Source organism: Exiguobacterium sp. EA-TM-5 (genome assembly GCF_053878415.1).
On the sequence record NZ_CM132670.1, the window covers coordinates 2,959,480 to 2,979,578 of the forward strand.

20 protein-coding genes and 1 other annotated feature (1 of these 21 running past the window's edge) are annotated in these 20,099 nt (G+C 43.9%); of the genes, 5 read left to right on the plus strand and 15 right to left on the minus strand.

The genetic code is table 11. The features are described from left to right. The first annotated feature begins 5 nt into the window (after positions 1 to 5). The 3 genes from liaF to ACV3PA_RS15550 are packed head-to-tail and all read left to right on the plus strand — an operon-like array spanning position 6 to position 2,373. Positions 6 to 725, plus strand: a complete 720-nt coding sequence (gene liaF, locus ACV3PA_RS15540; protein ID WP_053452225.1) for a cell wall-active antibiotics response protein LiaF — start codon at positions 6 to 8, stop codon at positions 723 to 725. Continuing rightward, complete coding sequence (locus ACV3PA_RS15545) at positions 722 to 1,747, plus strand: sensor histidine kinase (RefSeq protein WP_053452226.1); 1,026 nt, start codon at positions 722 to 724, stop codon at positions 1,745 to 1,747. The genes liaF and ACV3PA_RS15545 overlap by 4 nt, the downstream gene beginning before the upstream one ends. Beyond that, a complete protein-coding gene (locus tag ACV3PA_RS15550; RefSeq protein WP_023467256.1) occupies positions 1,744 to 2,373 on the plus strand; it encodes a response regulator in 630 nt (209 codons plus the stop codon). Before ACV3PA_RS15545 ends, ACV3PA_RS15550 begins: the two co-directional genes overlap by 4 nt. Before the next feature lie 100 nt (positions 2,374 to 2,473). On the opposite strand, the gene ACV3PA_RS15555 is transcribed toward ACV3PA_RS15550, so the two are convergent. The 11 genes from ACV3PA_RS15555 to ACV3PA_RS15605 form a co-directional block, all read right to left on the minus strand. Continuing rightward, complete coding sequence (locus tag ACV3PA_RS15555; RefSeq protein WP_053452227.1) at positions 2,474 to 4,165, minus strand: b(o/a)3-type cytochrome-c oxidase subunit 1; 1,692 nt, start codon at positions 4,163 to 4,165, stop codon at positions 2,474 to 2,476. Between the two features lies 1 nt (position 4,166). Continuing rightward, positions 4,167 to 4,637 (minus strand): cytochrome c oxidase subunit II, encoded by a 471-nt coding sequence (locus ACV3PA_RS15560; protein ID WP_053452228.1) that lies wholly within the window; start codon positions 4,635 to 4,637, stop codon positions 4,167 to 4,169. A 12-nt stretch (positions 4,638 to 4,649) separates the two neighbouring features. Then, positions 4,650 to 4,763 carry a cytochrome C oxidase subunit II gene (locus ACV3PA_RS15565; RefSeq protein WP_235504821.1) on the minus strand — a complete coding sequence of 38 codons (114 nt, stop codon included), beginning with the start codon at positions 4,761 to 4,763 and terminating at the stop codon, positions 4,650 to 4,652. A 224-nt stretch (positions 4,764 to 4,987) separates the two neighbouring features. Beyond that, complete coding sequence (locus tag ACV3PA_RS15570) at positions 4,988 to 5,701, minus strand: Crp/Fnr family transcriptional regulator (protein WP_235504822.1); 714 nt, start codon at positions 5,699 to 5,701, stop codon at positions 4,988 to 4,990. Between the two features lie 160 nt (positions 5,702 to 5,861). Beyond that, complete coding sequence (locus ACV3PA_RS15575) at positions 5,862 to 7,007, minus strand: CDP-glycerol glycerophosphotransferase family protein (RefSeq protein ID WP_053452229.1); 1,146 nt, start codon at positions 7,005 to 7,007, stop codon at positions 5,862 to 5,864. Positions 7,008 to 7,064: 57 nt separating this feature from the next. Next, on the minus strand, positions 7,065 to 7,454 hold the full coding sequence (gene tagD / locus ACV3PA_RS15580; protein ID WP_053452230.1) for a glycerol-3-phosphate cytidylyltransferase: 390 nt from the start codon (positions 7,452 to 7,454) through the stop codon (positions 7,065 to 7,067). Between the two features lie 18 nt (positions 7,455 to 7,472). After that, a complete protein-coding gene (locus ACV3PA_RS15585; RefSeq protein WP_053452231.1) occupies positions 7,473 to 8,666 on the minus strand; it encodes a CDP-glycerol glycerophosphotransferase family protein in 1,194 nt (397 codons plus the stop codon). Positions 8,667 to 8,706: 40 nt separating this feature from the next. Beyond that, entirely contained in the window at positions 8,707 to 10,089 is a 1,383-nt protein-coding gene (locus tag ACV3PA_RS15590; RefSeq protein ID WP_053452232.1) for an aldehyde dehydrogenase, read from the minus strand. Between the two features lie 100 nt (positions 10,090 to 10,189). Beyond that, a complete protein-coding gene (gene deoD / locus ACV3PA_RS15595) occupies positions 10,190 to 10,897 on the minus strand; it encodes a purine-nucleoside phosphorylase (protein WP_023467244.1) in 708 nt (235 codons plus the stop codon). A 24-nt stretch (positions 10,898 to 10,921) separates the two neighbouring features. After that, positions 10,922 to 11,626: a response regulator transcription factor gene (locus ACV3PA_RS15600; protein WP_053452233.1), complete on the minus strand. Its 705-nt coding sequence runs from the start codon at positions 11,624 to 11,626 to the stop codon at positions 10,922 to 10,924. Next, on the minus strand, positions 11,623 to 13,386 hold the full coding sequence (locus ACV3PA_RS15605) for a sensor histidine kinase (protein ID WP_053452234.1): 1,764 nt from the start codon (positions 13,384 to 13,386) through the stop codon (positions 11,623 to 11,625). The genes ACV3PA_RS15600 and ACV3PA_RS15605 overlap by 4 nt, the downstream gene beginning before the upstream one ends. A 197-nt stretch (positions 13,387 to 13,583) precedes the next feature. Here ACV3PA_RS15605 and ACV3PA_RS15610 point away from each other — a divergent pair, with 197 nt between their 5' ends. Further along, entirely contained in the window at positions 13,584 to 14,873 is a 1,290-nt protein-coding gene (locus ACV3PA_RS15610; RefSeq protein WP_456125182.1) for an NCS2 family permease, read from the plus strand. A 59-nt stretch (positions 14,874 to 14,932) separates the two neighbouring features. On the opposite strand, the gene ACV3PA_RS15615 is transcribed toward ACV3PA_RS15610, so the two are convergent. Next, positions 14,933 to 16,213: an ABC transporter substrate-binding protein gene (locus ACV3PA_RS15615; protein ID WP_456125183.1), complete on the minus strand. Its 1,281-nt coding sequence runs from the start codon at positions 16,211 to 16,213 to the stop codon at positions 14,933 to 14,935. A 189-nt stretch (positions 16,214 to 16,402) separates the two neighbouring features. Between ACV3PA_RS15615 and ACV3PA_RS15620 the strand changes: the two genes are divergently transcribed. After that, positions 16,403 to 17,863, plus strand: a complete 1,461-nt coding sequence (locus ACV3PA_RS15620; protein ID WP_053452237.1) for a potassium/proton antiporter — start codon at positions 16,403 to 16,405, stop codon at positions 17,861 to 17,863. 57 nt (positions 17,864 to 17,920) lie between these two features. Here ACV3PA_RS15620 and ACV3PA_RS15625 read toward each other — a convergent pair whose 3' ends face one another. From ACV3PA_RS15625 to asnA, 3 genes are all read right to left on the minus strand, one after another. After that, positions 17,921 to 18,556 carry a DedA family protein gene (locus tag ACV3PA_RS15625; protein WP_456125184.1) on the minus strand — a complete coding sequence of 212 codons (636 nt, stop codon included), beginning with the start codon at positions 18,554 to 18,556 and terminating at the stop codon, positions 17,921 to 17,923. 16 nt (positions 18,557 to 18,572) lie between these two features. Then, a complete protein-coding gene (locus ACV3PA_RS15630) occupies positions 18,573 to 18,794 on the minus strand; it encodes a hypothetical protein (RefSeq protein WP_053452239.1) in 222 nt (73 codons plus the stop codon). A 173-nt stretch (positions 18,795 to 18,967) separates the two neighbouring features. Beyond that, entirely contained in the window at positions 18,968 to 19,942 is a 975-nt protein-coding gene (gene asnA, locus ACV3PA_RS15635; protein WP_053452240.1) for an aspartate--ammonia ligase, read from the minus strand. A gap of 66 nt (positions 19,943 to 20,008) precedes the next feature. Beyond that, positions 20,009 to 20,099, minus strand: a binding site (T-box leader); it runs 157 nt beyond the window's last position.

Consider the following 20,099-nt stretch of genomic DNA (forward strand, 5'->3'; position numbering starts at 1 on the left):
TGATCGTGCGACGATTAAGTACGAAACAACTGGTCGGTTACGTATCGATCCTGTTCGCCCTCGGTCTGTTCTACGACCTATTATCCGGTGCAGGAAACGTATTATTTGGTGTCTTATTTCCTTTCCTGCTGTATTACGTCGGAATCCATTTCCGGCGCCGTAATCATGAAAAATTAGCGATTCTATTCTACATCGTCGGTACGATCATTCTTGCTGGCGTTGTTCTCAGTTCGGCTGCCATCGGTTTTGTCATTGCCGGGATTTTGCTCTATCTTGGGATCATTCTCGTGACACGGCATTCCGTCCGCGAATTTTTATTTTCACGGATTGCACCGCATCAATATGAAGAGGAAGGCATCAAGATTCAGCCCGCTTATTCCTTCTCGACCCAAGCCGATGCACCGTACGTCTTACAGGATTTAAGTGAACAGTTCATCGTCAAGGATTTAGAAATTGATTTGACGCACGCTTATGTCCCGGAAGGTGAGACTTTGATTGTCGTTAGTGGCGTCGTCGGGGACGTCCGAATTCTGTTACCGTCCGGATACGACTATACGCTCGATACGTCAATCGGCTTCGGAAGTGTCAAGACGGACATCCGCCGGATCCCGACCTTCTTTAATCGACGTATTCAATTTCGAGCACCTGAATACAGTGAGGCAACGCGTAAAGTGCGTATTCATGTCATGCTCGGCATTGGCAATGTGGAGGTGTCTTCGATATGAAGCGTGATCAATTCCCGCTTGGTGTCATTGCGCTCCAAGTCATGACGGGCTTTCTGACAGCCGTCATGACGACGTTATTGTTCTTAAGTACACGTCAAGTCGATTGGCATGTCCTCTTTGTCCGTCAACAAGATTTCCCTGTCCTTCTGCTCGTCATCGGACTATCGTTACTTCTGCCGCTTGCGATCGGAAGCATGCATTACTTTTTCTTAAGACGTGACTTCAAGCGTGTCACGACTGCCATCATTGAACTCGAGCAAGGAAAGGATGTCACGATTGTTCCAGGTCCCTACTTTCATACGTTGACACGTCTGTCGCGGATCGGGAAACGCATCGACGAACAAGTCGAAACGGTACAAAAGATCAGTACGCGTCCGCAACATGTCGAACAAGTAAGAGTTCAAGCTGTCACAGAAGAACGCAAGCGACTCGCACGCGATCTGCACGACTCCGTTTCGCAACAGCTCTATGCCATCTCGATGATGACGACAGCTGCCAAACAAACGATTTTGTCTCAACCTGAAGCTGCAGCTAAACAGATTGAGATGGTCGAAACGATGGCGCAAACGGCTCAGTCTGAAATGCGTTCCCTGTTGCTTCAGCTCCGTCCCGTCGAACTCGAAGGGATGACGTTGCAACAAGGACTTTCTCAGCTACTCGAAGAATTATCTAGAAAGCAATCCACGCAATTGAGCTGGAAGTTAGAAGAGATGTCACTGCCACGACAAATCGAAAACGAGCTATTCCGAATCGTCCAAGAAGGATTAACAAATGCACTACGTCATGCAAAAGCGTCTCATATGGATATTGAACTCCGGCAATTCAACGAAACGATCATCCTGAGCATGAATGATGATGGTGTTGGGTTCGTCGTTGATGAAAAAAAACTTGCTTCTTACGGCATTAATTCAATGCGGGAACGAACGGCTGAGATGGGCGGAACGATCCGACTCATCAGTGTTCCAGGGCAAGGTACCCAAATCGAAGTAAAACTTAGAAAAGATCGGATGGTGCAAGTATGATACGCGTATTATTAGTAGATGATCATGAGATGGTCCGGGCCGGTGTGTCTGCTTTCCTTTCCACACAACCAGACATCGAAGTCGTCGCTGAAGCATCGGATGGTCAAGCGGGAGCCCTGCTTGCGCTTGAACACCGACCGGATGTCATCTTAATGGATTTAGTGATGGAGCCAGTCGACGGTGTCGAAGGAACACGATTGATCCGCAAAGACTGGCCGGAAGCAAAAATTCTTGTCGTGACGAGCTTTCTCGATGATGAGAAGGTCTATCCTGTCATCGAAGCCGGTGCGATGAGTTATGTCTTAAAGACAGCTAGCGCTTTTGATATTGCAGAAGCGATTCGTAAGACCGCAAACGGTCAATCTGTCATGGCAGCACAAGTGACGGGTAAAATGATGGAACGTCTCCGTCGTCCCACGACACATTTGCATGATGATTTAACGGAACGTGAGCAAGAAGTCCTTCAATTGATGGCACGTGGTATGGCGAACCAAGAAATTGCAGACGAATTATTCATTTCCTTAAAAACTGTCAAGACACACGTCTCGAACATCTTATCAAAACTCGATGTCGTAGACCGCACACAAGCCGTCGTCTATGCCTTCAAGCATAATCTCGTCAAATAAGATTTAGCACTTCATTACTTATTCCTTCAGCTCACGCAAGAACCCCAGATTGTCTCCTACTCGGAAACAATCTGGGGTTCTTTGCTTTTCGTTATATCATTTACCAGAGCTTCCATCCTGGAGCGCCTGGAGGAGCATTTTCGATCATATGCCAGATTGGTACCGTATACGCAAACGCAATCAAAGCGAATGTCACGAAGATCCATAACTTCCAGTTCTCAAAGAAGAGTGGCGTTGCCATCGCTTCTTCTTCTGTTTCAGCGATCGGAAATTCTTCCGTTCCTTTTGGTGTCCGGAAAGCAAGCTGGAACATGGCATATAAGAACAAGAGAATCGAGATGAACAAAATCGTTCCACCAATCGCCATGGCAACATGATACGGAATCCAGTCGGCGACGATCGAATCCTTGAAATAGCCGGCCGGACCGGTCCGTCTTGGATTACCGAGTAGACCTGAAATATGCATCGCCGTCGACATGAAGAGCATTCCGATCGTCCAGGCAGCCGTTTGAATAAGCCCGATACGATTCATTGCCGCTGTCAACGTCCGACCACGTAAGAGAGGAACAAGCCAGTACGCTGTTCCGAAGAACGTCAATGCCACAGCGGCACCGACCGTAATATGAAAGTGTCCGGTGACCCATAACGTGTTGTGGACGATGATATTCAGTTGATGCGATGCATTGATGACACCACCCGCACCTGCAGGAATGAAGAACAACATCCCGATGAACGGTGCAAGGAAACGGACATCACGATACGGCATTTTTTTCACCCAACCAAATATCCCAGTCGCTCCTTTTCGACGTCCAGCGAGTTCAAATGTCGCAAACATCGAAAAAGCTGTCATCAATGATGGAATGATGACGAGGAACGTCAAGACGACTTGGATATACTTCCAAAATGCTGAGATTCCTGGTTCTAACAATTGATGGTGAAAACCGACCGGGAACGAAAAGAGTAGGAACAATAAAAATGACATACGTGCTAACGCGTCAGAAAAAATCTTTCCTCCAACGATTTTCGGAATGACGGTATACCAGACAATGTAAGCAGGTAACAACCAAAAATAGACGAGTGGATGACCAAAGTACCAAAATAGTGTCCGCGATAGTTCAATCCCGACCTTATCCGTCCAACCGAGGGATAAAGGAAGTAACTGAAAGAGAATCGTCGCTGCTACGCCGAGTGTCGCAACGACCCATAACAAGGCAGTCATGATACTCATGTACGCTTGCAGGGGTGGATGAACACCAGGGTGTTCCCGCTTATAATCAGCATACATGCGGAACATGGCACCCGAAGCAATCCATGTTCCGACGACGAAGATGACGAGTCCGATATAAAATACAGGATGTGCCTTGAGTGGGGCATAGAATGTATAGAGGACGGAAGCTTCTCCTGCAAGTACCATCCATGTGACGAGGATGACACCAAGAATCATGAACCAGAATCCGACCCATCCGAGACGTCGTGGAAAATCTTCAAATCGTCCAAATGATTGACCTAAAAATGAGAACAATAACCCAAAAATGAATAGTGTCGTAAAGACGATCGCAAGCATTAATCCATGAGCGGTCAGAAGCTCATAATATCCGATTCCGGCGATTTCTGGGATGGCACCTGTACGTACCATCGTTTGCAATAGTCCACATAAACCACCGATCAATAAGGCAACGAGTGAAAAACTAACATGCGCGAAGGCAAGTTTCGCTTCTTTAATTCCGATGACAGTAGCCGGCAGACCACGCTCCATCTCAAACTGTCTTAGTTTTTTAGAAATGGCATTCATCTTATTCCACCACCTTGATTTTAGTTGCCATCATATGATGACCTGATCCGCAATATTCGTTACAGACGACAAGATATTCGCCTGCTTCCTTGAACGTATACTCGATTGAATTAATATGTCCGGGAACGACCATCATGTTGACGTTTGTCTTGACGATTTCAAATCCATGTACGACGTCCTTTGATGTCACGAGAAAATCGACCGTCGCCCCTTTAGGTATGACCATATCTTTTGGTGTAAACTGAAAAGCTTGTGAAACGATGACTGCTTCGTAACGGTTGTCATCAATCTTCTTTAGCCCTGGCTTATCGAATGGTTTCGTTTGATCGACTTTCGTCGGGTCAATCAACGTCGCATCGGATGGCGGTTGATTCCCAGATGCAAAGGCTGATACACCGATGATAGTCAAGAAGACTGCTAACATCGCTACTCCGAAGATCAACCAGATTTTTTCTAGACGATGAATATGCATCGTAACTCCCCCTTAACGTGATATAAATAATAGAAAGATTGAGCTCCACATCCCGATGATGACACCTGCTACAATCAGGACAGCAACGAATGTTCCTTTGAGGTTCGATTCTGTTTTTTTGCTCACGGTGATTACTCCTCTCCTGCTTTGAACTTGTCTTAATTGTAAGAATTCAACAGGTCAGGAAACTGTGATAAACATCACTTTAAATGTGAAGATTCCGCAGTTTCTATTTCGAAAACACACAGAAAGTTCACATCTAAATGAGTATAGAAAATTTTTCTACATATAAAAAATGACGTGAGACAGGAAAATCCTGTTTCACGTCGCGATTATTCTTAGATCAGCTATTAAATTCGACAAACACCTGCCGGACACCCTTCACAATGACACAGATCCCGTAGATATTGTGGATCATGAATAATGATTTCTTTTGCCGTCATCGAAATAATCCCTTCTTTTTTCCACTGAGAAAACATACGATTAACGGTTTCACGTGGTGCACCGATCAATTGACCAAACTCCCCGTCGGATGGTCGCTTCGCAAGACGGTAAGTTTCCCCCAGTTGTTCTCCTTCCATCGCAATCAGGCGAAGTAACGTCGAAGCTAATGCACCTGGTTTTCCAAAAAGTAGTAAGTCACGTAGTTTCGTTTCTGTCTGTTTCCGCATCAATGCTTGCCATCGCATGATCTCAAGCGCAAAGGCACCGTCTTTTTTCATGAGCTCTTCTAATTGGTTTTTTGATAAGAATCCGATGATGCTATCTTCCATCGTTTCGATACTGTAGGAACTCGGAAAAGCTTCTCCTACATCAAATTCACCAAACAAATCTCCTTTGAAGTATAAAAACATGAGTAATGGACTGCCTTTTTTCGTCAACTTCGATAGTTTGACGCCTCCTTGTTTCACATAAAACAACTTATCGTTCATTTCCCCTTCCCAACAGACGATGGAATCCTTTTTGAACGTCGTTTCTGTCATGAAGCTTTCAAGCAACGTTCGTGTCTCTGATGATAAGACGAACGTATTGGCTTCAGTCGTTCCACAAGTTAGCATATCCATTTCTCCTCTCCTCTTCTTCTGCTTTTAGTATAGAACATCACAGTCCAAAAGAATGGATTTTCAAAAGATCGTCAAACTTTGTTCAACATTTCACATTTATACTTTAAACATTACCTGACGACTGCTTTTGAGAGTACAAAAGAAATCGTCAGGACTGATATCATTGATCTACGCCATAGTAATGATGAACGATTCGATTGACTGCTTGACCAGGTGTCTGATCATACCAACTGGTTTGAAACTCCTGCATATGCTGACGACATTCTTCAAGTATCGCATCAGACATGACCCACTCTATCAACTGCTCCATCCGCTCTGTTTGTCTGACAGGTAGCGGCTTCGGATACTGATTGATAAGTCCTGGTAGTTGTCGGTATGTGTCAATATCCGGTGTATATAAGAACGCAGGAATTTTCAGCAGACAGCTTTCAAATGGAATCGAAGAATAATCGGTCACAAGAACATCTGTGATAAGCAGATAATCATTGATTGGATACGTATCGTCTAACAAATGCACATACGGAGAACGATCAGTAGAAAGTGCCTGAATCGTCGGATGTAATTTAACGAGAATCGTCCACCCCGATTTAGCGAGTTGTTCGAATTGTTGAATCGTTTGGTCTTCCATTCCTTTGTTTTCTCGATATGTCGGTGCATACAATAAGATTCGGCGGTCAGATTTTACGAACCGCTTTTTAAGTTCAAGTAGCTTACGCTCTCGCTGTCTCTCGTCGAACCAATAATCTGTTCGTGGCATGCCGAACGGTTTAAAGTGGGATCGTTCTAGATCATGCGGTATCATAAATTGTTCAGCACAACGCATTCCGGGAACAATAAAATCTCCGTATTCTTGATAAACACGTCGAAATCGTTTTTGTGCCTGCGTTGACATCGAACGAGTTTTCGATGAGGTCAGTCCAAATTGTTTTAACGTTCCAGCGGCATGCCACAATTGAATCCGTCTTGTATGTTTTCGAGTAGAGGCAACACTGAATTCTCCAATATAATTATCTAAAAAAATATAACGAGAAGTAGCTAAATGATAAGACATCGTAATCAATCGCATAGGATGATAAGCAACTTTACGACTGACATTCCAATAATCTGTCGCCCGCATATAGCGTTTATCGAAGATGAGAACTTGCTTTTGTTGTTTTTTTCGCTGATTTAAGCGAAGATGTATCGGCATCGCATTTTCACCATAGCTCATCCAAAATAACGTTTTTTCTTGAACGGGTAAAAAGCAAAATAGTTTATAGACTATTCGAAAGATGAATAAATAGATCGAAATAATCATTGAACGCATATTTAGTGACTCCCTTAAAAAAGAGACCTCACTTCCGCGAGGCCTCAACATTATTCATTAATTCGAGCCAAGCTCATTTTTAATTTGGCTAGTCGAGATTCCTTCAGTACGCTCTAAGTAAACGACTTCACAATGATCTTTCAAAAAGTCGAACTCACCTTTCCAGTCATCTCCCATTACAAATACATCTACACCATGTTTTTGAACGTCTTCTACTTTTTGTTCCCAGTTGTTTTCTGGAATAACTTCGTCTACATATCGAATGGCTTCTAAAATCAATTTACGATTCTCATAATTATGATACGCTTGTTTATGCTTAAGACGATTGAATTCATCTGTCGAAATTGCAACGATGAGATAATCACCCATTTCTTTAGCTCGACGCAAAATGTTGATATGTCCCCAGTGTAACAAATCAAATGTACCGTACGTAATGACCTTCTTCATCTAAAAAACACTCCCCGTTTATTTAATATTCTCTAAGATATCCATTGCAGCTCTTTTTGCTGCATGACCGTCATCCCATTCACAATAGTGACGACGAAATGCTTCACTCTTCAAATTGAATCGTCGCTCCCACGAATCAATTTGTCTAATTTCTTCAAAAAGAAGTTGTTCGTCTTGAATCAACGGACCCGGTGCTTCTTTCTCAAAAGAAAAATAAAATCCTCTCAAGTGATCACGATAATGTTTGAGATCATAGGTGTAGAATAGCATAGGACGTTTCAAGTGCGCATAATCGAACATCACAGAGGAATAATCCGTCACCAAGATATCTGCCGCTAAGTATAGCTCAGAAATTTCAGGATATCTAGAGGCATTCTTAATCGCTGATACAGCACTCAAATCCAGTTGATTTCCAACAAGATAATGGAGTCGTACAAGCATCGTATACTCATCACCAAATTCTTCATCGAATCGTTCAATGGAGAAAGGTAACGTAAATGAGTAGTTTCCTTGTTCAGCGTAATCATCATCTCGCCATGTTGGAGCATATAAAATAATTTTTTTATCGGATTCTATTTGATAATGTGCCTTTACCCGCTCGACAAGACTTTCCTGCTTTTCATTTTGGTACAACACATCATTTCTAGGATATCCGATTTCTAACATTTTGCCTTCGTATCCAAACGCTCTTTTGAAAATTTTACTAGAGTATGCGTTCGGAGAAAGAAGAACATCCCATTTTGCTGACTCTCTTATGAAATCTTTTTTATAGCGATCAGTTGATGTGTTCGCCATTCGGACATCAGTCATATCAAGCGCTAATTTTTTTAATGGTGTACCATGCCACGTTTGATAATATAGAGTACCTTTTCGTTTCACTAGCCACGAAGGAAGGCGGCTATTGGACACCCAAACGCGAGAAGTAGCTAATAAAAAAATCCATTTGATCGTCATCCGATTCACAGATGTTACATGTTCATCCGTTATAGAAACACCGCGTTGTTTGCTGATAATCAGTTCTAAGCCGGCGTTCATCTTTTTCAACTCATCGTAGATGGCTTTAGGACTATCATTGTATTGTTTGCCCAAAAAGCTTTCGAACATGACACGATTTTTCCGTACCGGAAATAAGGTGAAGATTCGCATCATGGTCCGAAGACTTCGCTCCACCATACCTGTTTTTTTCATGAGTCGAATTAATTTCTTCTTCACAATCAAAATCCCTCTCATACCATATATTCAATACAGCTCATCATAACAAAAAGCGCATCCATTTGGAATTGGTATTTGTTCGCATGTAGCGGAACGGTAGATCAAATGCCGTCGTGTTTTTGACGATTCCTTTTCGATGGCTGAACGTCTCGAAGCTATATTTCCCGTGATATCCACCCATCCCGCTTGCTCCGACTCCACCAAATGGTAAGTGGTGCTGTGCGACGTGCATCAGTGTATCGTTGATACATCCACCACCGAACGAAATCCGTTCAAGGATACGATGTTCGACGGCTTTATTCTCTGTGAACAAATAAAGAGCAAGCGGCTTGTCACGATCATTGACGAACGTGATGACTTCCTCGATTTCACGATATGTGAGTACAGGTAGAATCGGTCCAAAAATTTCATCTTGCATCAATGGAGCATCCGTCGCCACATCCGTCATGACAGTCGGCGCCATCTTACGGGTTTCTGGATCTACTTGTCCTCCAAATTCAATCGTACCTTGCGTCAAATAACTGCTTAGACGCTCCAAATGGTCGTCTGAGACGATTTTGACGTACGAAGAAACACCAACACCGTTCCCGTACTGTTTGAAAGCTTCTTCTTCAATCAATTGCAGGAAGCGTTCTTTGACATCTTCGTGAATCAATACGTAATCCGGAGCAATACATGTTTGCCCAGCATTTAACCATTTCCCCCATGCAACCCGCTTGGCTGCTAGACGAAGGTCCGCATCCTTGTGCACGATTGTCGGAGATTTCCCACCTAGCTCAAGCGTGACCGGTGTCAAATGTTTCGCAGCTGCCTGGTGCACAATTTTTCCGACACGTGTGGAACCCGTAAAGAAGATATAATCAAAGCGCTCGTTCAACAAGGCGCTACTGACTTCAGCATCCCCTTCAATGACGATTCCGAATCGTTCATGGAAGGCCGTTTCAAAAACTTCTCGTAATACACGAGAGACGTTCGGTGTCAGCTCGGATGGTTTAAGGACGACCGTATTCCCAGCAGCAATCGCGCCAATAACGGGAGCGAGTGCTAATTGGAATGGATAGTTCCATGGTGCGATAACGAGAACATTGCCATATGGCTCGTACTGAATTTCACTTTTCGATCCGATATGCAAGAGAGGTGTTGCTACACGTTTTGGTCGTGCAAGTCGACGGAGTTGTCTTTCCATCCGTTGAATCTCTCCGTAAACGAATCCGATTTCAGTTGTGAACGCGTCATGCTGTCCTTTATTAAGATCCTGTTTTAATGCTTCATAAATCGCGGCTTCATGCGTTTCGATTGCTTGACGTAAGAATGTCAGCATACTTAAGCGAAAGGCTAGACTGCGTGTCGCACCTGTTCGGAAAAAGTGGCGCTGCGTCTGAAGGCGTTCTGATAGCACTGTTTCTGTAATCGTTGTTTCCATCCGAGAATCTCCCCTTTAACTGATCTATAACACTGTTCTCATCTTACCATATCTCTTTTTCGATACGAAAAAAGACGGAGAGGCTTCTCCGTCTTCCTTCTTATAATTGAATCGCTGTCTCAAGCGCAACTTTCATCATATCGTTGAATGTCGTCTGGCGCTCTTCCGATGTCGTTTCTTCTCCTGTCAACAGATGATCTGAAATCGTCAAGATCGTCAATGCATTCACTTTATGTTTCGCTGCAAGCGTGTAAAGACCTGCCGCTTCCATTTCGATCGCAAGACATCCGAAATCGGCCCATTTTTTGAAATGGTGGAAGTCATCTTGATAGAACTGATCCGTCGTGAAGATTTGACCGACTTTTGCATCGATACCTTGTTCTTTTGCTGCTGTATACGCTTTATGCAACAAATCAAAAGAAGCTGTCGGTGCGTAGTCTAAGCCGTTAAAACGAACACGGTTTTGTGCCATGTCATGAGAAGCACTCATCGCGATGACGACGTCACGGACCTTAACGTCTGGCGTGATACCACCAGCAGTTCCGACACGGATCAAGTTCTTCGCACCGTACGACTGAACGAGTTCATTCGCATAGATCGACATCGATGGTACACCCATGCCTGTTCCTTGAACCGAAACTTTTTTACCTTTATAAGTACCTGTAAAGCCATACATTCCTCGAACTTCATTGTAGAGAACGACATCCTCTAAAAACGTCTCAGCGATGTATTTAGCACGTAACGGATCTCCTGGAAGTAAGACCGTTTCGGCGATTTGTCCTTCAGCTGCATTAATGTGTACACTCATGTACGATTCCTCCTCGATAGTCGTTTAAATCGACAACAATTCACGAAACTCATTCGGTGTCATGCCGAATTGTTTTTTGAACACTTTCCGAAAATACTTATCGTCCTGATATCCGACTTCAAGTGCGATTTCGTAAATGCGCGCTTCCGTCTCACTCAATAATTCCTTCGCCCGATTCAAGCGAATCGTTTGAATGTAATCAGATAAGTTAACAGAAAAACGCTGTTTGAAGCGTCGTGATATATACTCTCGGCTCAAGTAAAACCGTTCGCTCATGAATTGTAGTGTCAATTCTTCCGCATAATGCGTTTCGATGTATTTGGCGATTTGATCAATCGCTTCCCCTGATTCCACTACCGGATGGATACATTCCATCGCGCGGGACAAGGCATCATTGAGTACATCTGGATCAACAGGCTTCAATAAATAATCGAAGGATTGATGCAAAATGGCACGCCGCATATACGTATAATCATCATACCCTGTCAGCACGATCGTGACGACCTTTGGATGATGATTTTTTGTCCATTCTAGTAACGTTAATCCGTCGAGTCCTGGCATTTCGACATCTGTCAGCATTAAATCAATCGTTCCGGTATCCAGTAAGCGTTTGGCTTCTTCCCCATGTTCCGCCTCGTAAATGCGTGAGACCTGCCAACTGTCCCATTCTCCGAGCAGTTTGACCGCTTCCCGTACATGTTGTTCATCGTCTACGATCAACACATTCATGTCAATTCCCCCTTCTCATATGGAATCCGAATCACGATTTTGAATCCACCCTTTACAGATGCAGAAGAGAGCGTCATATTTGCTTCCTCCCCGTAAAAAATCAAGAGACGTTCATAAATATTATGGAGACCAATCCCACTTGTCTCAAGATCTTCCGGACTACGATGCATGCGCATTTTCCGATCAATTTCTTCGAGTCGCCCTGCTTCGAGGACGGCGCCGCTATTCTCAATTTGAATGATGAGGCGTCCGCCGTCCGTCCGTACTTTATAAGCGAGATAGTTTTCTGTTGCTGCTAATTGTTGACGGAAGGCGTGTTTAAAATAGTTTTCAGCAAACGGTTGTAAAATCATCTTTGGTACTTCAATGTCATTGAGGTGCCAAGGGACGTCGACGATATAACGGAACCGTTCTGGAAAACGTTGCTGTTGCAAACGAATATACGCCTGGAGATGATCGACTTCTTGTTTTAACGTCACGATCGTCTGCTCATTATTCATCGAGTAACGCATCATTTGAGATAAACCCGTGATGGAGCGATACGCGATCTTCCGGTCTCCTTGTAACGTCGTCGTACCGATGGATTGCAAGGCGTTGAATAAAAAGTGTGGATTGAGCTGGGATTGTAATGCCCGTAGCTCATTCGTCCGATTCTCAAGTGCCAGTCGATACTCCCGTTTGATTAAACGATCGATGCGTTGAATCATACGTTGAAACTGGCGGTTGAGTAATCCAATCTCGTCATTCGTCGTCGCAACGAATGGCGCTGATAAATCCCCTTGTTCGACTCGCCAGACATTTGCCGTCAACTGTTTGATTGGTTTCGTAATCTGCATGGCAACGAGACTTGCTGCAATGATCATGACAAATAGTGAGACGAGACCAATCAAAACAAGAATCAATGCTGTTTCGTTCGCTCCTTGGATGACCGATGCATACGGAATTCGTTTGACTAGTGTTAGTGGAACTCCATTCGTCATCGTCTTCGAGTAGACAATGAAAGATTTTCCGACACGTAAACTCCCACTCTTCCCAGTAAATTGATCTACTGGTAGTTTCATCTCTGCTCCAGTCTGTGCCAAAACACGCTGATCTGTCATCAACCACAACGATTCTTCTGGATCATTCTCGAACAGCTTCAACTGTTGTTCAAACACACGGACAGGGATATCCACCGAGAGGAAGCCGAGCGGCTCATCTGTTTCGACACGATCGATGCGATAACGAAAACTAACAACTTGTTTTTCATCGAGAATCATCGTGTGTACATTATACGGTTCAATGGTGTGCGCCCCGTCAATTAACCAGCCATTTTTTTGTTTCATCAATTGAAAGTAATCCGTTTCCTGCATCCAATCGAATGTTCCCCGACTCGTCGTTTTCATATTGTAGACCGAATACTCCGAATAGCCATTTAAGATGACGAAATGCAACTGCTCGATATCCTGACGGGACAAAAACAGACCTAACATCGCTCGCGAAACGACTCCATCCGATTCGTCTAGTTCCTTGTCTGCTCCAACACGCATGATGTTCATCAACGAACGATTCGCATACAGACTCGTCGATAGACGGCGAATATCCTCTATGTAGTGGGTCACCTGTGTATTTCCCCGCGTCAACACATTCAGGCTAGAACGTTCTGCCTGTTCGATGTTTTGATGCCGCACATACAAGTAGGAAATCGATGTCGCGAGGGCTGTTGGAATCAAGATTGCCAGGACGACGAGACGAATCAAACGCGTCCGGATACTTTTCATAAAAGGCGCCCCCATCCTTTTTCTTGTAATCAATCGTATCATAACCTTGAATCCGCTTACATCATTTCCTGATATTCTCTTTCTCGATTCGCTAAAAAAATTCTTTTCTGTTTCGACTTGATTCCGAATGAATTTTACTATAACATCATCAATGTTCGTTTTTTAATCAATTTGTTATGAAGGTGGTCCTTTTATCCATGTTTAAACTTGCCGCACATCAAACAACCGTAAAACGTGAAATCCAAGCTGGATTCGTGACGTTCATTACGATGGCATATATTTTGCTCGTCAACCCGACGATTTTAGCAGATGCCGGTATCCCGCAAGCTCAAGCTTTTTCTGCGACGATCATCGCGACATTGATCGGTACACTTCTGATGGGACTTTATGCGAATCTCCCCATCGCAGTCGCACCCGGAATGGGACTCAATGCGTATTTTACTTACACACTTGTCGTTGGTGAAAAAATCCCATATCAAACAGCACTCTCAGTCGTATTCGTCGCTGGTTTCATTTTCTTATTGTTATCACTCTCACCGATTCGAACGAAGTTAATTGAAATCATTCCGATGACATTAAAGCTTGCTATCACAGGTGGAATCGGTCTCTTCATCGCTTCACTCGGTCTGAAGATGTCAGGAATTTTAGTCGCTAGTGAAGATACACTCGTCACAATCGGTGCATTGACATCACCAGAAGCACTCATTACGCTCATTGGACTGTTAGTTGCAGCTATTTTGACGATCAAACGTGTACCAGGTGCTATTTTGTACGCCATGGTCCTTTCTGGATTGATTGCATTCTTGACAGGTGAATTGAAGTTTTCCGATTCCTTCGTCGCATTACCAACATTACCAGAAGGACTGATCATCACTAATCCGTTCAACGCCATTCAAGATGTGTTCCAATATGGTTTGTTCAGTGGTGTTCTCTCATTCGTGCTCGTGACGATGTTTGACACGACAGGAACGATGGTCGCAGTTGGAGAACAAGCCGGACTAATTGAAGAAGATGGATCGTTGAAAAACAGCGAACTTGCACTATTATCTGATTCAACAGCAATGGTTGCTGGTTCATTGTTTGGAACAAGCCCAACAACCGCTTACGTAGAATCTGCAGCAGGTGTCGCTGCTGGTGGACGAACTGGACTCACATCCGTGACAGTCGGAATTTTATTCGGCTTATCTGCCATCTTCGGACCGTTCGTTCAATCAATTTCGAGTGTTCCAGCAATCACTGCTCCAGCATTGATTTTAGTCGGTGCCTTCATGATTCAAAATATTAAACAGATTCCATGGGATGATTTCAGTGAAGCATTCACGGCTTTTCTTGTCATCTTGATCATGCCATTATCCGGTAGTATCGCAACTGGTATCGCATTTGGTTTCATCGTCTATCCGATTATGAAAGCTATCCAAAAAGAGCGCGTTCATCCACTCATCTATGTATTCGCGCTTCTCTTCTTCATTCAATTATTCTTCCTGTAATACAAAAAACATGCCTGTTCCGTTAATTGATCGGACCAGGCATGTTTTTTGTATTATTCTTATTTCTTCATTTTATCCCATGTCTTCGTAAAATCTTGCAACATTTCGTCAGCCGTTTTTTGCTTACCGACATATGCTTGCATGATTGCTCCGAACTCGTTTACTGCTCCATCCGGATACTTGAACCAGTTCCATGAGATTGTTTTTCCATCTTTCGAGTATGCTTGAATATCATCTGCAAGCGGTCCTAAATCCTTCGCTTCGATTGATTTGAAAGCTGGAATGAATTTGAATTTATTGACCATATAATCTTTCCCTGTATCAGATGTTGCCATCCATTCGAGGAATTTTTTTGCTTCTGCTTTATTCTTCGAGTTCTTGTTGACAACCCAGTTGTTTGGTACGCCGACAGGAAGACGATCCATCTTTTCTTTATCATCATTAATCGGCATCGGGATGAAGCCCATGTTGATATCAGGGTTTACATCCGTGATCAATTGTTGTGCCCAGTTCCCTTGTTGAATCATCGCTGTCTTACCTTCAGCAAACTGAGAAACTTGTGTGTTGTAATCCGTCGTCAACGGATTTTTGTTCCCGTACTTGATCGTTAAATCAAATAGATTCATGAACTCCTTGAACTGTTTGTTGTCTTCAAACTTTGCTTTTCCAGCATTCAAGTCCGCGATGAACTGGTCCGGATCATCCTGCTGCGCGACCGGAATGTTCAAAAGGTGATTTCCAAGAACCCACCACTCTCCGTATCCGATCGAGAACGGTGTCACTCCATCTGCTTTCAATTTCTTCGAAGCATCAGTCAACTCAGTTAACGTTTTTGGAAGTTCTGTGATACCAGCTTTTTTGAAGATATCCTTATTATAGATGAAACCATATCCTTCGAGGTTCATCGGCATTCCGTATAACTTCCCGTCGATTGTCATCGGCTCTTTTGAGAGGTCTGTCAAATCACTGACCCATTTTTCATCCGATAGGTCTTCTAGTTTGTCCTGCCATGTTTTCGCTTCTGTGAATCCACCGTTGTTGAAAACATCAGGTTCATTGCCTGAAGCGAATTGTGATTTCAGAGCCGCACCATAATCCGATCCGCCACCAACAGTTTGTACGACGACTTTCGTTCCTGTTTCCTTCTCATATGCTTTTGCCATCTTTTCCATGTCTTTTGCGATTTCAGCCTTGAATTGGAATACGTTGAGCGTCTTACCATCTTTTGAACCACTATCTTTCGAGTCATCGCTATTCAATGTACCGCCACCACATGCTGCCAAAGCGACAACCATCGCCGTCGTGACGACAGGTAATGCTGCCCATCTTCTTTTACGCATTCGGATTCCCTCCCTGATTTCGTTTCATATTCGTGCTACATCTTCACAATAAATGAAAACGCTTGCAATGAAGAGAGAGAAAGTTGTCCGGTGTGGTGGAAAATATTGAACAATCGTTATCCGAGTCTTTTCATCGGAATTGTTGTATCATGAAACTAGAGATTCTTTCATGAATAGGAGTTTGATGCCATGTCCTTGCAACTAACGATTTTATTGATTGGTATATTGCTGTTTGCTGCCGTTTGGACGACAAAGTTATCGAGTCGTCTTAATATTCCGGCACTATTAATTTTTATCGCACTTGGAATGATTGCCGGAAGCGACATTACAGGCTTTATTCGCTTTGACGACGCTGAACTTGCGCAGCTTCTCGGAACGGTCGCTCTGATCATCATTTTATTCGAAGGTGGACTGCAAACCGCCTGGAAGGAAGTACGTCATGAATTAGCTCCTTCTCTTTCTCTTGCGACATTCGGGGTCTTTATTGCTACCTCCATCGTTGCCGTCGCTTCCCATTACATTCTTGGCTTCAGTTGGGCGAATGCTTTCTTGCTTGGAGCAATCGTTGGTTCGACCGATGCTGCCGCCATTTTTTCTGTCCTAAGTGGTCAGCCCATTCGACGTAAAGTCGGATCCACACTCGAGGTCGAATCTGGAACGAACGACCCGATGGCCGTCTTTTTGACAGTCTTATTCCTTGAGTTCGTAACAAACCCTGAAGAGGCGTCACTCTTAGCAGGACTTGGTTCACTCGTTTGGGAAATGACGATGGGACTTCTAATTGGTTTATTTATCGGATGGGCAGCCTCGACATTGATCAATCGCATCGATTTGTCCTCGTCTAGCTTTTATCCGATCCTGCTCATGTCGTTCGCTTTCTTGTCTTTCGGATTAGCTGATACGTTCCATGCCAGCGGATTTTTAGCTGTTTATGTCACGGCGATCTATATTAGCAATCACGAACTCGTCTACCGTCAGACGCTCGTCCGCTTTACGATGAGTATGGCTCACCTTGCCCAAATCGGGATGTTCATCGTGCTCGGTCTGCTCGTCTTCCCAAAACAATTGCTTGATGTACAGGTCATTCTATCCTCTATCGCACTGGCACTGATCTTGATTTTCATTGCTCGCCCTCTATCGGTCTGGGTAAGTCTCCTACCGTTTCGTTATTCGTGGCAAGAAAAGGTCTTTATTTCCTTTGCTGGTCTAAAAGGAGCGGTGCCAATCATTCTCGCGACATATCCACTCGTTGCGGGTATTGAGAATGCATCGATGATTTTTAATATCGTTTTCTTCACGGTTCTGCTGTCGACACTGATTCAAGGGAGTATGTTGACGTTTCTTGCTGAGCGGTTACGTCTGAATGAGACACAGACCTCTGCTATTCATACGGTCATTGAGTTCATGTCGATCGGTAAACCAAATGCAGAAATCATTGAATTGACGTTACCGATGTCCCATCCATTCATTGGAACGACCATTTCAGAAATTGATTTACCACAGGAATTTTTGATTACCGCCATCATTCGTGATGATCAAATTATTACTCCTCGTGGTGACACTGCTCTTGAAGGCAACGATCAATTATTACTGCTTACTCCAAAACATCGGATTAAGACACTCAAACGATTCTTGTTTCCCCCTGCTTAAGGTTCATACAAAACAGGGTAGTAGATGCTTATCATCTACTACCCTATTTTGATCTGTTCACTTATTCTGTTGCTTCGTCTTTGCGTCTTGCGTCTGTTCTTTCTGTTTTGCTTTAGAGCGACGATAGAGGATATAGCCTCCAAGAACCACGACGATTCCGCCTAGAATCCACCACAACTCCTGCTCTAACCCTTTTAACATCGATTCAGCCCGTTCTACTCCAAACCGTTCACCGACCCAAATGTAAAAGAAGGAAACTGGAAAAAGTCCAATACTTGAAGCGAGTAGATAACGCTTGAACGATAAACCGAACAAACCACACGGGATCGAGACAACTGAGCGAACAACTGGGAAGAACCGTCCAAATAATGCTGACCATGTTCCGTACTTCGCGACAATCCGCTCTCCCTGAGCGATTTCTTTTTCTTTAATCAGTAGCCATTTACCGTACCTGACCAGGATCGGACGCCCCGCATAACGACCAAGAAGATAAAAGACCGTTGCCCCCATTAGACTTCCTAAAAAACCGACAAGAACAGCCATTGTCCAACTCACCGTTCCGTTTGACACATATAGACCTAGTAGCGGTAAGCCAACTTCTGCTGGAATCAATTCCGTTCCAAGACCAACGATCATAATTCCCAAAAACAGCCAGAGATTGGATTCTCCGGCTGAGAACAACCATTCCAACATACAAGTAACCCTCCGTTCATCCTCTCGCTGGACGGAGGAGATAATAGATGATGACGACTAGTGTCGTCCAGACGCCTGTGAAAATCCCGATGATCCCGACAATAAAGAAGCCGAGTGCAACGATTGAGCCTGTCTGTTTATAATCCCGCCACATTGTCCGTAAGCCTTTAATGTTGAACCATAAAAACGCAATGAACAAAATAGGGATGAGTATCCCAACGATTAATAGAGAAGACATGCTTTCACCTCTTTCTTATTTATTGTTATCCCCATTCTATCAGGAATCGACACGTCTTTCCTCCGCCTAAGGTCTTATGAACTTTAAAAAAAGAGTACACTTCCGAATGGAAGTATACTCTTCAGTATTTAAAACGTCATTGTTTTGACGCTTTCTTACTATATATATATATGTCAGAGCAAGTGAATGCCTTCAGCTTGAAGACTCTTACGTGTCTCTTCCGACCAAACAGAAGCTTGAACTTCACCGATATGACGCTTCTTCAATAAGAACATCGCCATACGGGATTGACCGATCCCTCCACCCATCGTTAACGGTAGACGCTCTTCGAGCACACCTTGATGGAACGGGAAAGCCAACTTATCTTCTTCTTGAGCGATTTCTGTCTGCTTTAACAGCGCTTCACGGTCAACGCGGATTCCCATCGAAGACAACTCGAATGCTCCGATCTCTGGGTGGTGGACTAAGATGTCACCGTTGAGTGTCCAGTCATCGTAATCTGCAGCTCGACCGTCATGCTTCTCTCCTGAAGCTAGTGCGCCACCGATCTGCATCAAGAAAACAGCACCGTAAGTCTTCGTAGCTTCTGTTTCACGTTCTTTTGTCGAGAGTTTTGGATAAGCATCCTCAAGTTCTTGCGTCGTCATGAAATGGATCGTTTCCGGTAAGATCGCTGAAATACCATACTCTACTTCCACTTCTTGTTCGACTTGGCGAATCGTTGCGTAGATTGCTTGTACCGTTTCTTGTAAATAAGCACTCGTCCGTTGTTCTTTCGTAATGATACGTTCCCAGTCCCACTGATCGACATGTATAGAATGAGTCGCATCTAACATTTCATCGCGACGAATCGCATGCATCAATGTGTACAACCCTTCTCCTGCTTCAAATCCGTACGTATGGAGTGCTTGGCGTTTCCACTTCGCAAGGGATTGAACGATTTCAAGATCTGCTGTGTGATCTAGTGCATCAAAGCGAATGATTCGCTCCACTCCGTTGAGGTGATCGTTGACACCGAGTGTACTTTCTACGAACAATGGTGCTTCGACACGTGTCAATCCGAGTGTTTTCGAAAAGCGTTCCTCAAAGCGTTTCTTTACGAGTGTGATTGCTTCCTGTGTGTGTTTCATCGATACGAGTGTTGTCATGGTGGTATTCCTCCTCAATTGTGTTTTGAAAAAGAAGCCATAAAAAAGAGCCCTTCTTTCCCAAGAATATGGGACGAAAGACTCGGTTCCGCGGTACCACCCATGTTAGCAACGATGTTGCTCACTCAAAAGACGAATCACTTCATCTTCGGCCTTA

What these genes read in the sequence shown, in the direction of transcription:
- ACV3PA_RS15545 (WP_053452226.1), top strand. Translation starts at nt 722, where the DNA reads ATGAAGCGTGATCAATTCCCGCTTGGTGTCATTGCGCTCCAAGTCATG.
- ACV3PA_RS15550 (WP_023467256.1), top strand. Translation starts at nt 1,744, where the DNA reads ATGATACGCGTATTATTAGTAGATGATCATGAGATGGTCCGGGCCGGT.
- ACV3PA_RS15555 (WP_053452227.1), bottom strand. Translation starts at nt 4,165, where the DNA reads ATGAATGCCATTTCTAAAAAACTAAGACAGTTTGAGATGGAGCGTGGT.
- ACV3PA_RS15560 (WP_053452228.1), bottom strand. Translation starts at nt 4,637, where the DNA reads ATGCATATTCATCGTCTAGAAAAAATCTGGTTGATCTTCGGAGTAGCG.
- ACV3PA_RS15570 (WP_235504822.1), bottom strand. Translation starts at nt 5,701, where the DNA reads ATGGATATGCTAACTTGTGGAACGACTGAAGCCAATACGTTCGTCTTA.
- ACV3PA_RS15575 (WP_053452229.1), bottom strand. Translation starts at nt 7,007, where the DNA reads ATGCGTTCAATGATTATTTCGATCTATTTATTCATCTTTCGAATAGTC.
- tagD (WP_053452230.1), bottom strand. Translation starts at nt 7,454, where the DNA reads ATGAAGAAGGTCATTACGTACGGTACATTTGATTTGTTACACTGGGGA.
- ACV3PA_RS15590 (WP_053452232.1), bottom strand. Translation starts at nt 10,089, where the DNA reads ATGGAAACAACGATTACAGAAACAGTGCTATCAGAACGCCTTCAGACG.
- deoD (WP_023467244.1), bottom strand. Translation starts at nt 10,897, where the DNA reads ATGAGTGTACACATTAATGCAGCTGAAGGACAAATCGCCGAAACGGTC.
- ACV3PA_RS15600 (WP_053452233.1), bottom strand. Translation starts at nt 11,626, where the DNA reads ATGAATGTGTTGATCGTAGACGATGAACAACATGTACGGGAAGCGGTC.
- ACV3PA_RS15605 (WP_053452234.1), bottom strand. Translation starts at nt 13,386, where the DNA reads ATGAAAAGTATCCGGACGCGTTTGATTCGTCTCGTCGTCCTGGCAATC.
- ACV3PA_RS15610 (WP_456125182.1), top strand. Translation starts at nt 13,584, where the DNA reads ATGTTTAAACTTGCCGCACATCAAACAACCGTAAAACGTGAAATCCAA.
- ACV3PA_RS15615 (WP_456125183.1), bottom strand. Translation starts at nt 16,213, where the DNA reads ATGCGTAAAAGAAGATGGGCAGCATTACCTGTCGTCACGACGGCGATG.
- ACV3PA_RS15620 (WP_053452237.1), top strand. Translation starts at nt 16,403, where the DNA reads ATGTCCTTGCAACTAACGATTTTATTGATTGGTATATTGCTGTTTGCT.
- ACV3PA_RS15625 (WP_456125184.1), bottom strand. Translation starts at nt 18,556, where the DNA reads ATGTTGGAATGGTTGTTCTCAGCCGGAGAATCCAATCTCTGGCTGTTT.
- ACV3PA_RS15630 (WP_053452239.1), bottom strand. Translation starts at nt 18,794, where the DNA reads ATGTCTTCTCTATTAATCGTTGGGATACTCATCCCTATTTTGTTCATT.
- asnA (WP_053452240.1), bottom strand. Translation starts at nt 19,942, where the DNA reads ATGACAACACTCGTATCGATGAAACACACACAGGAAGCAATCACACTC.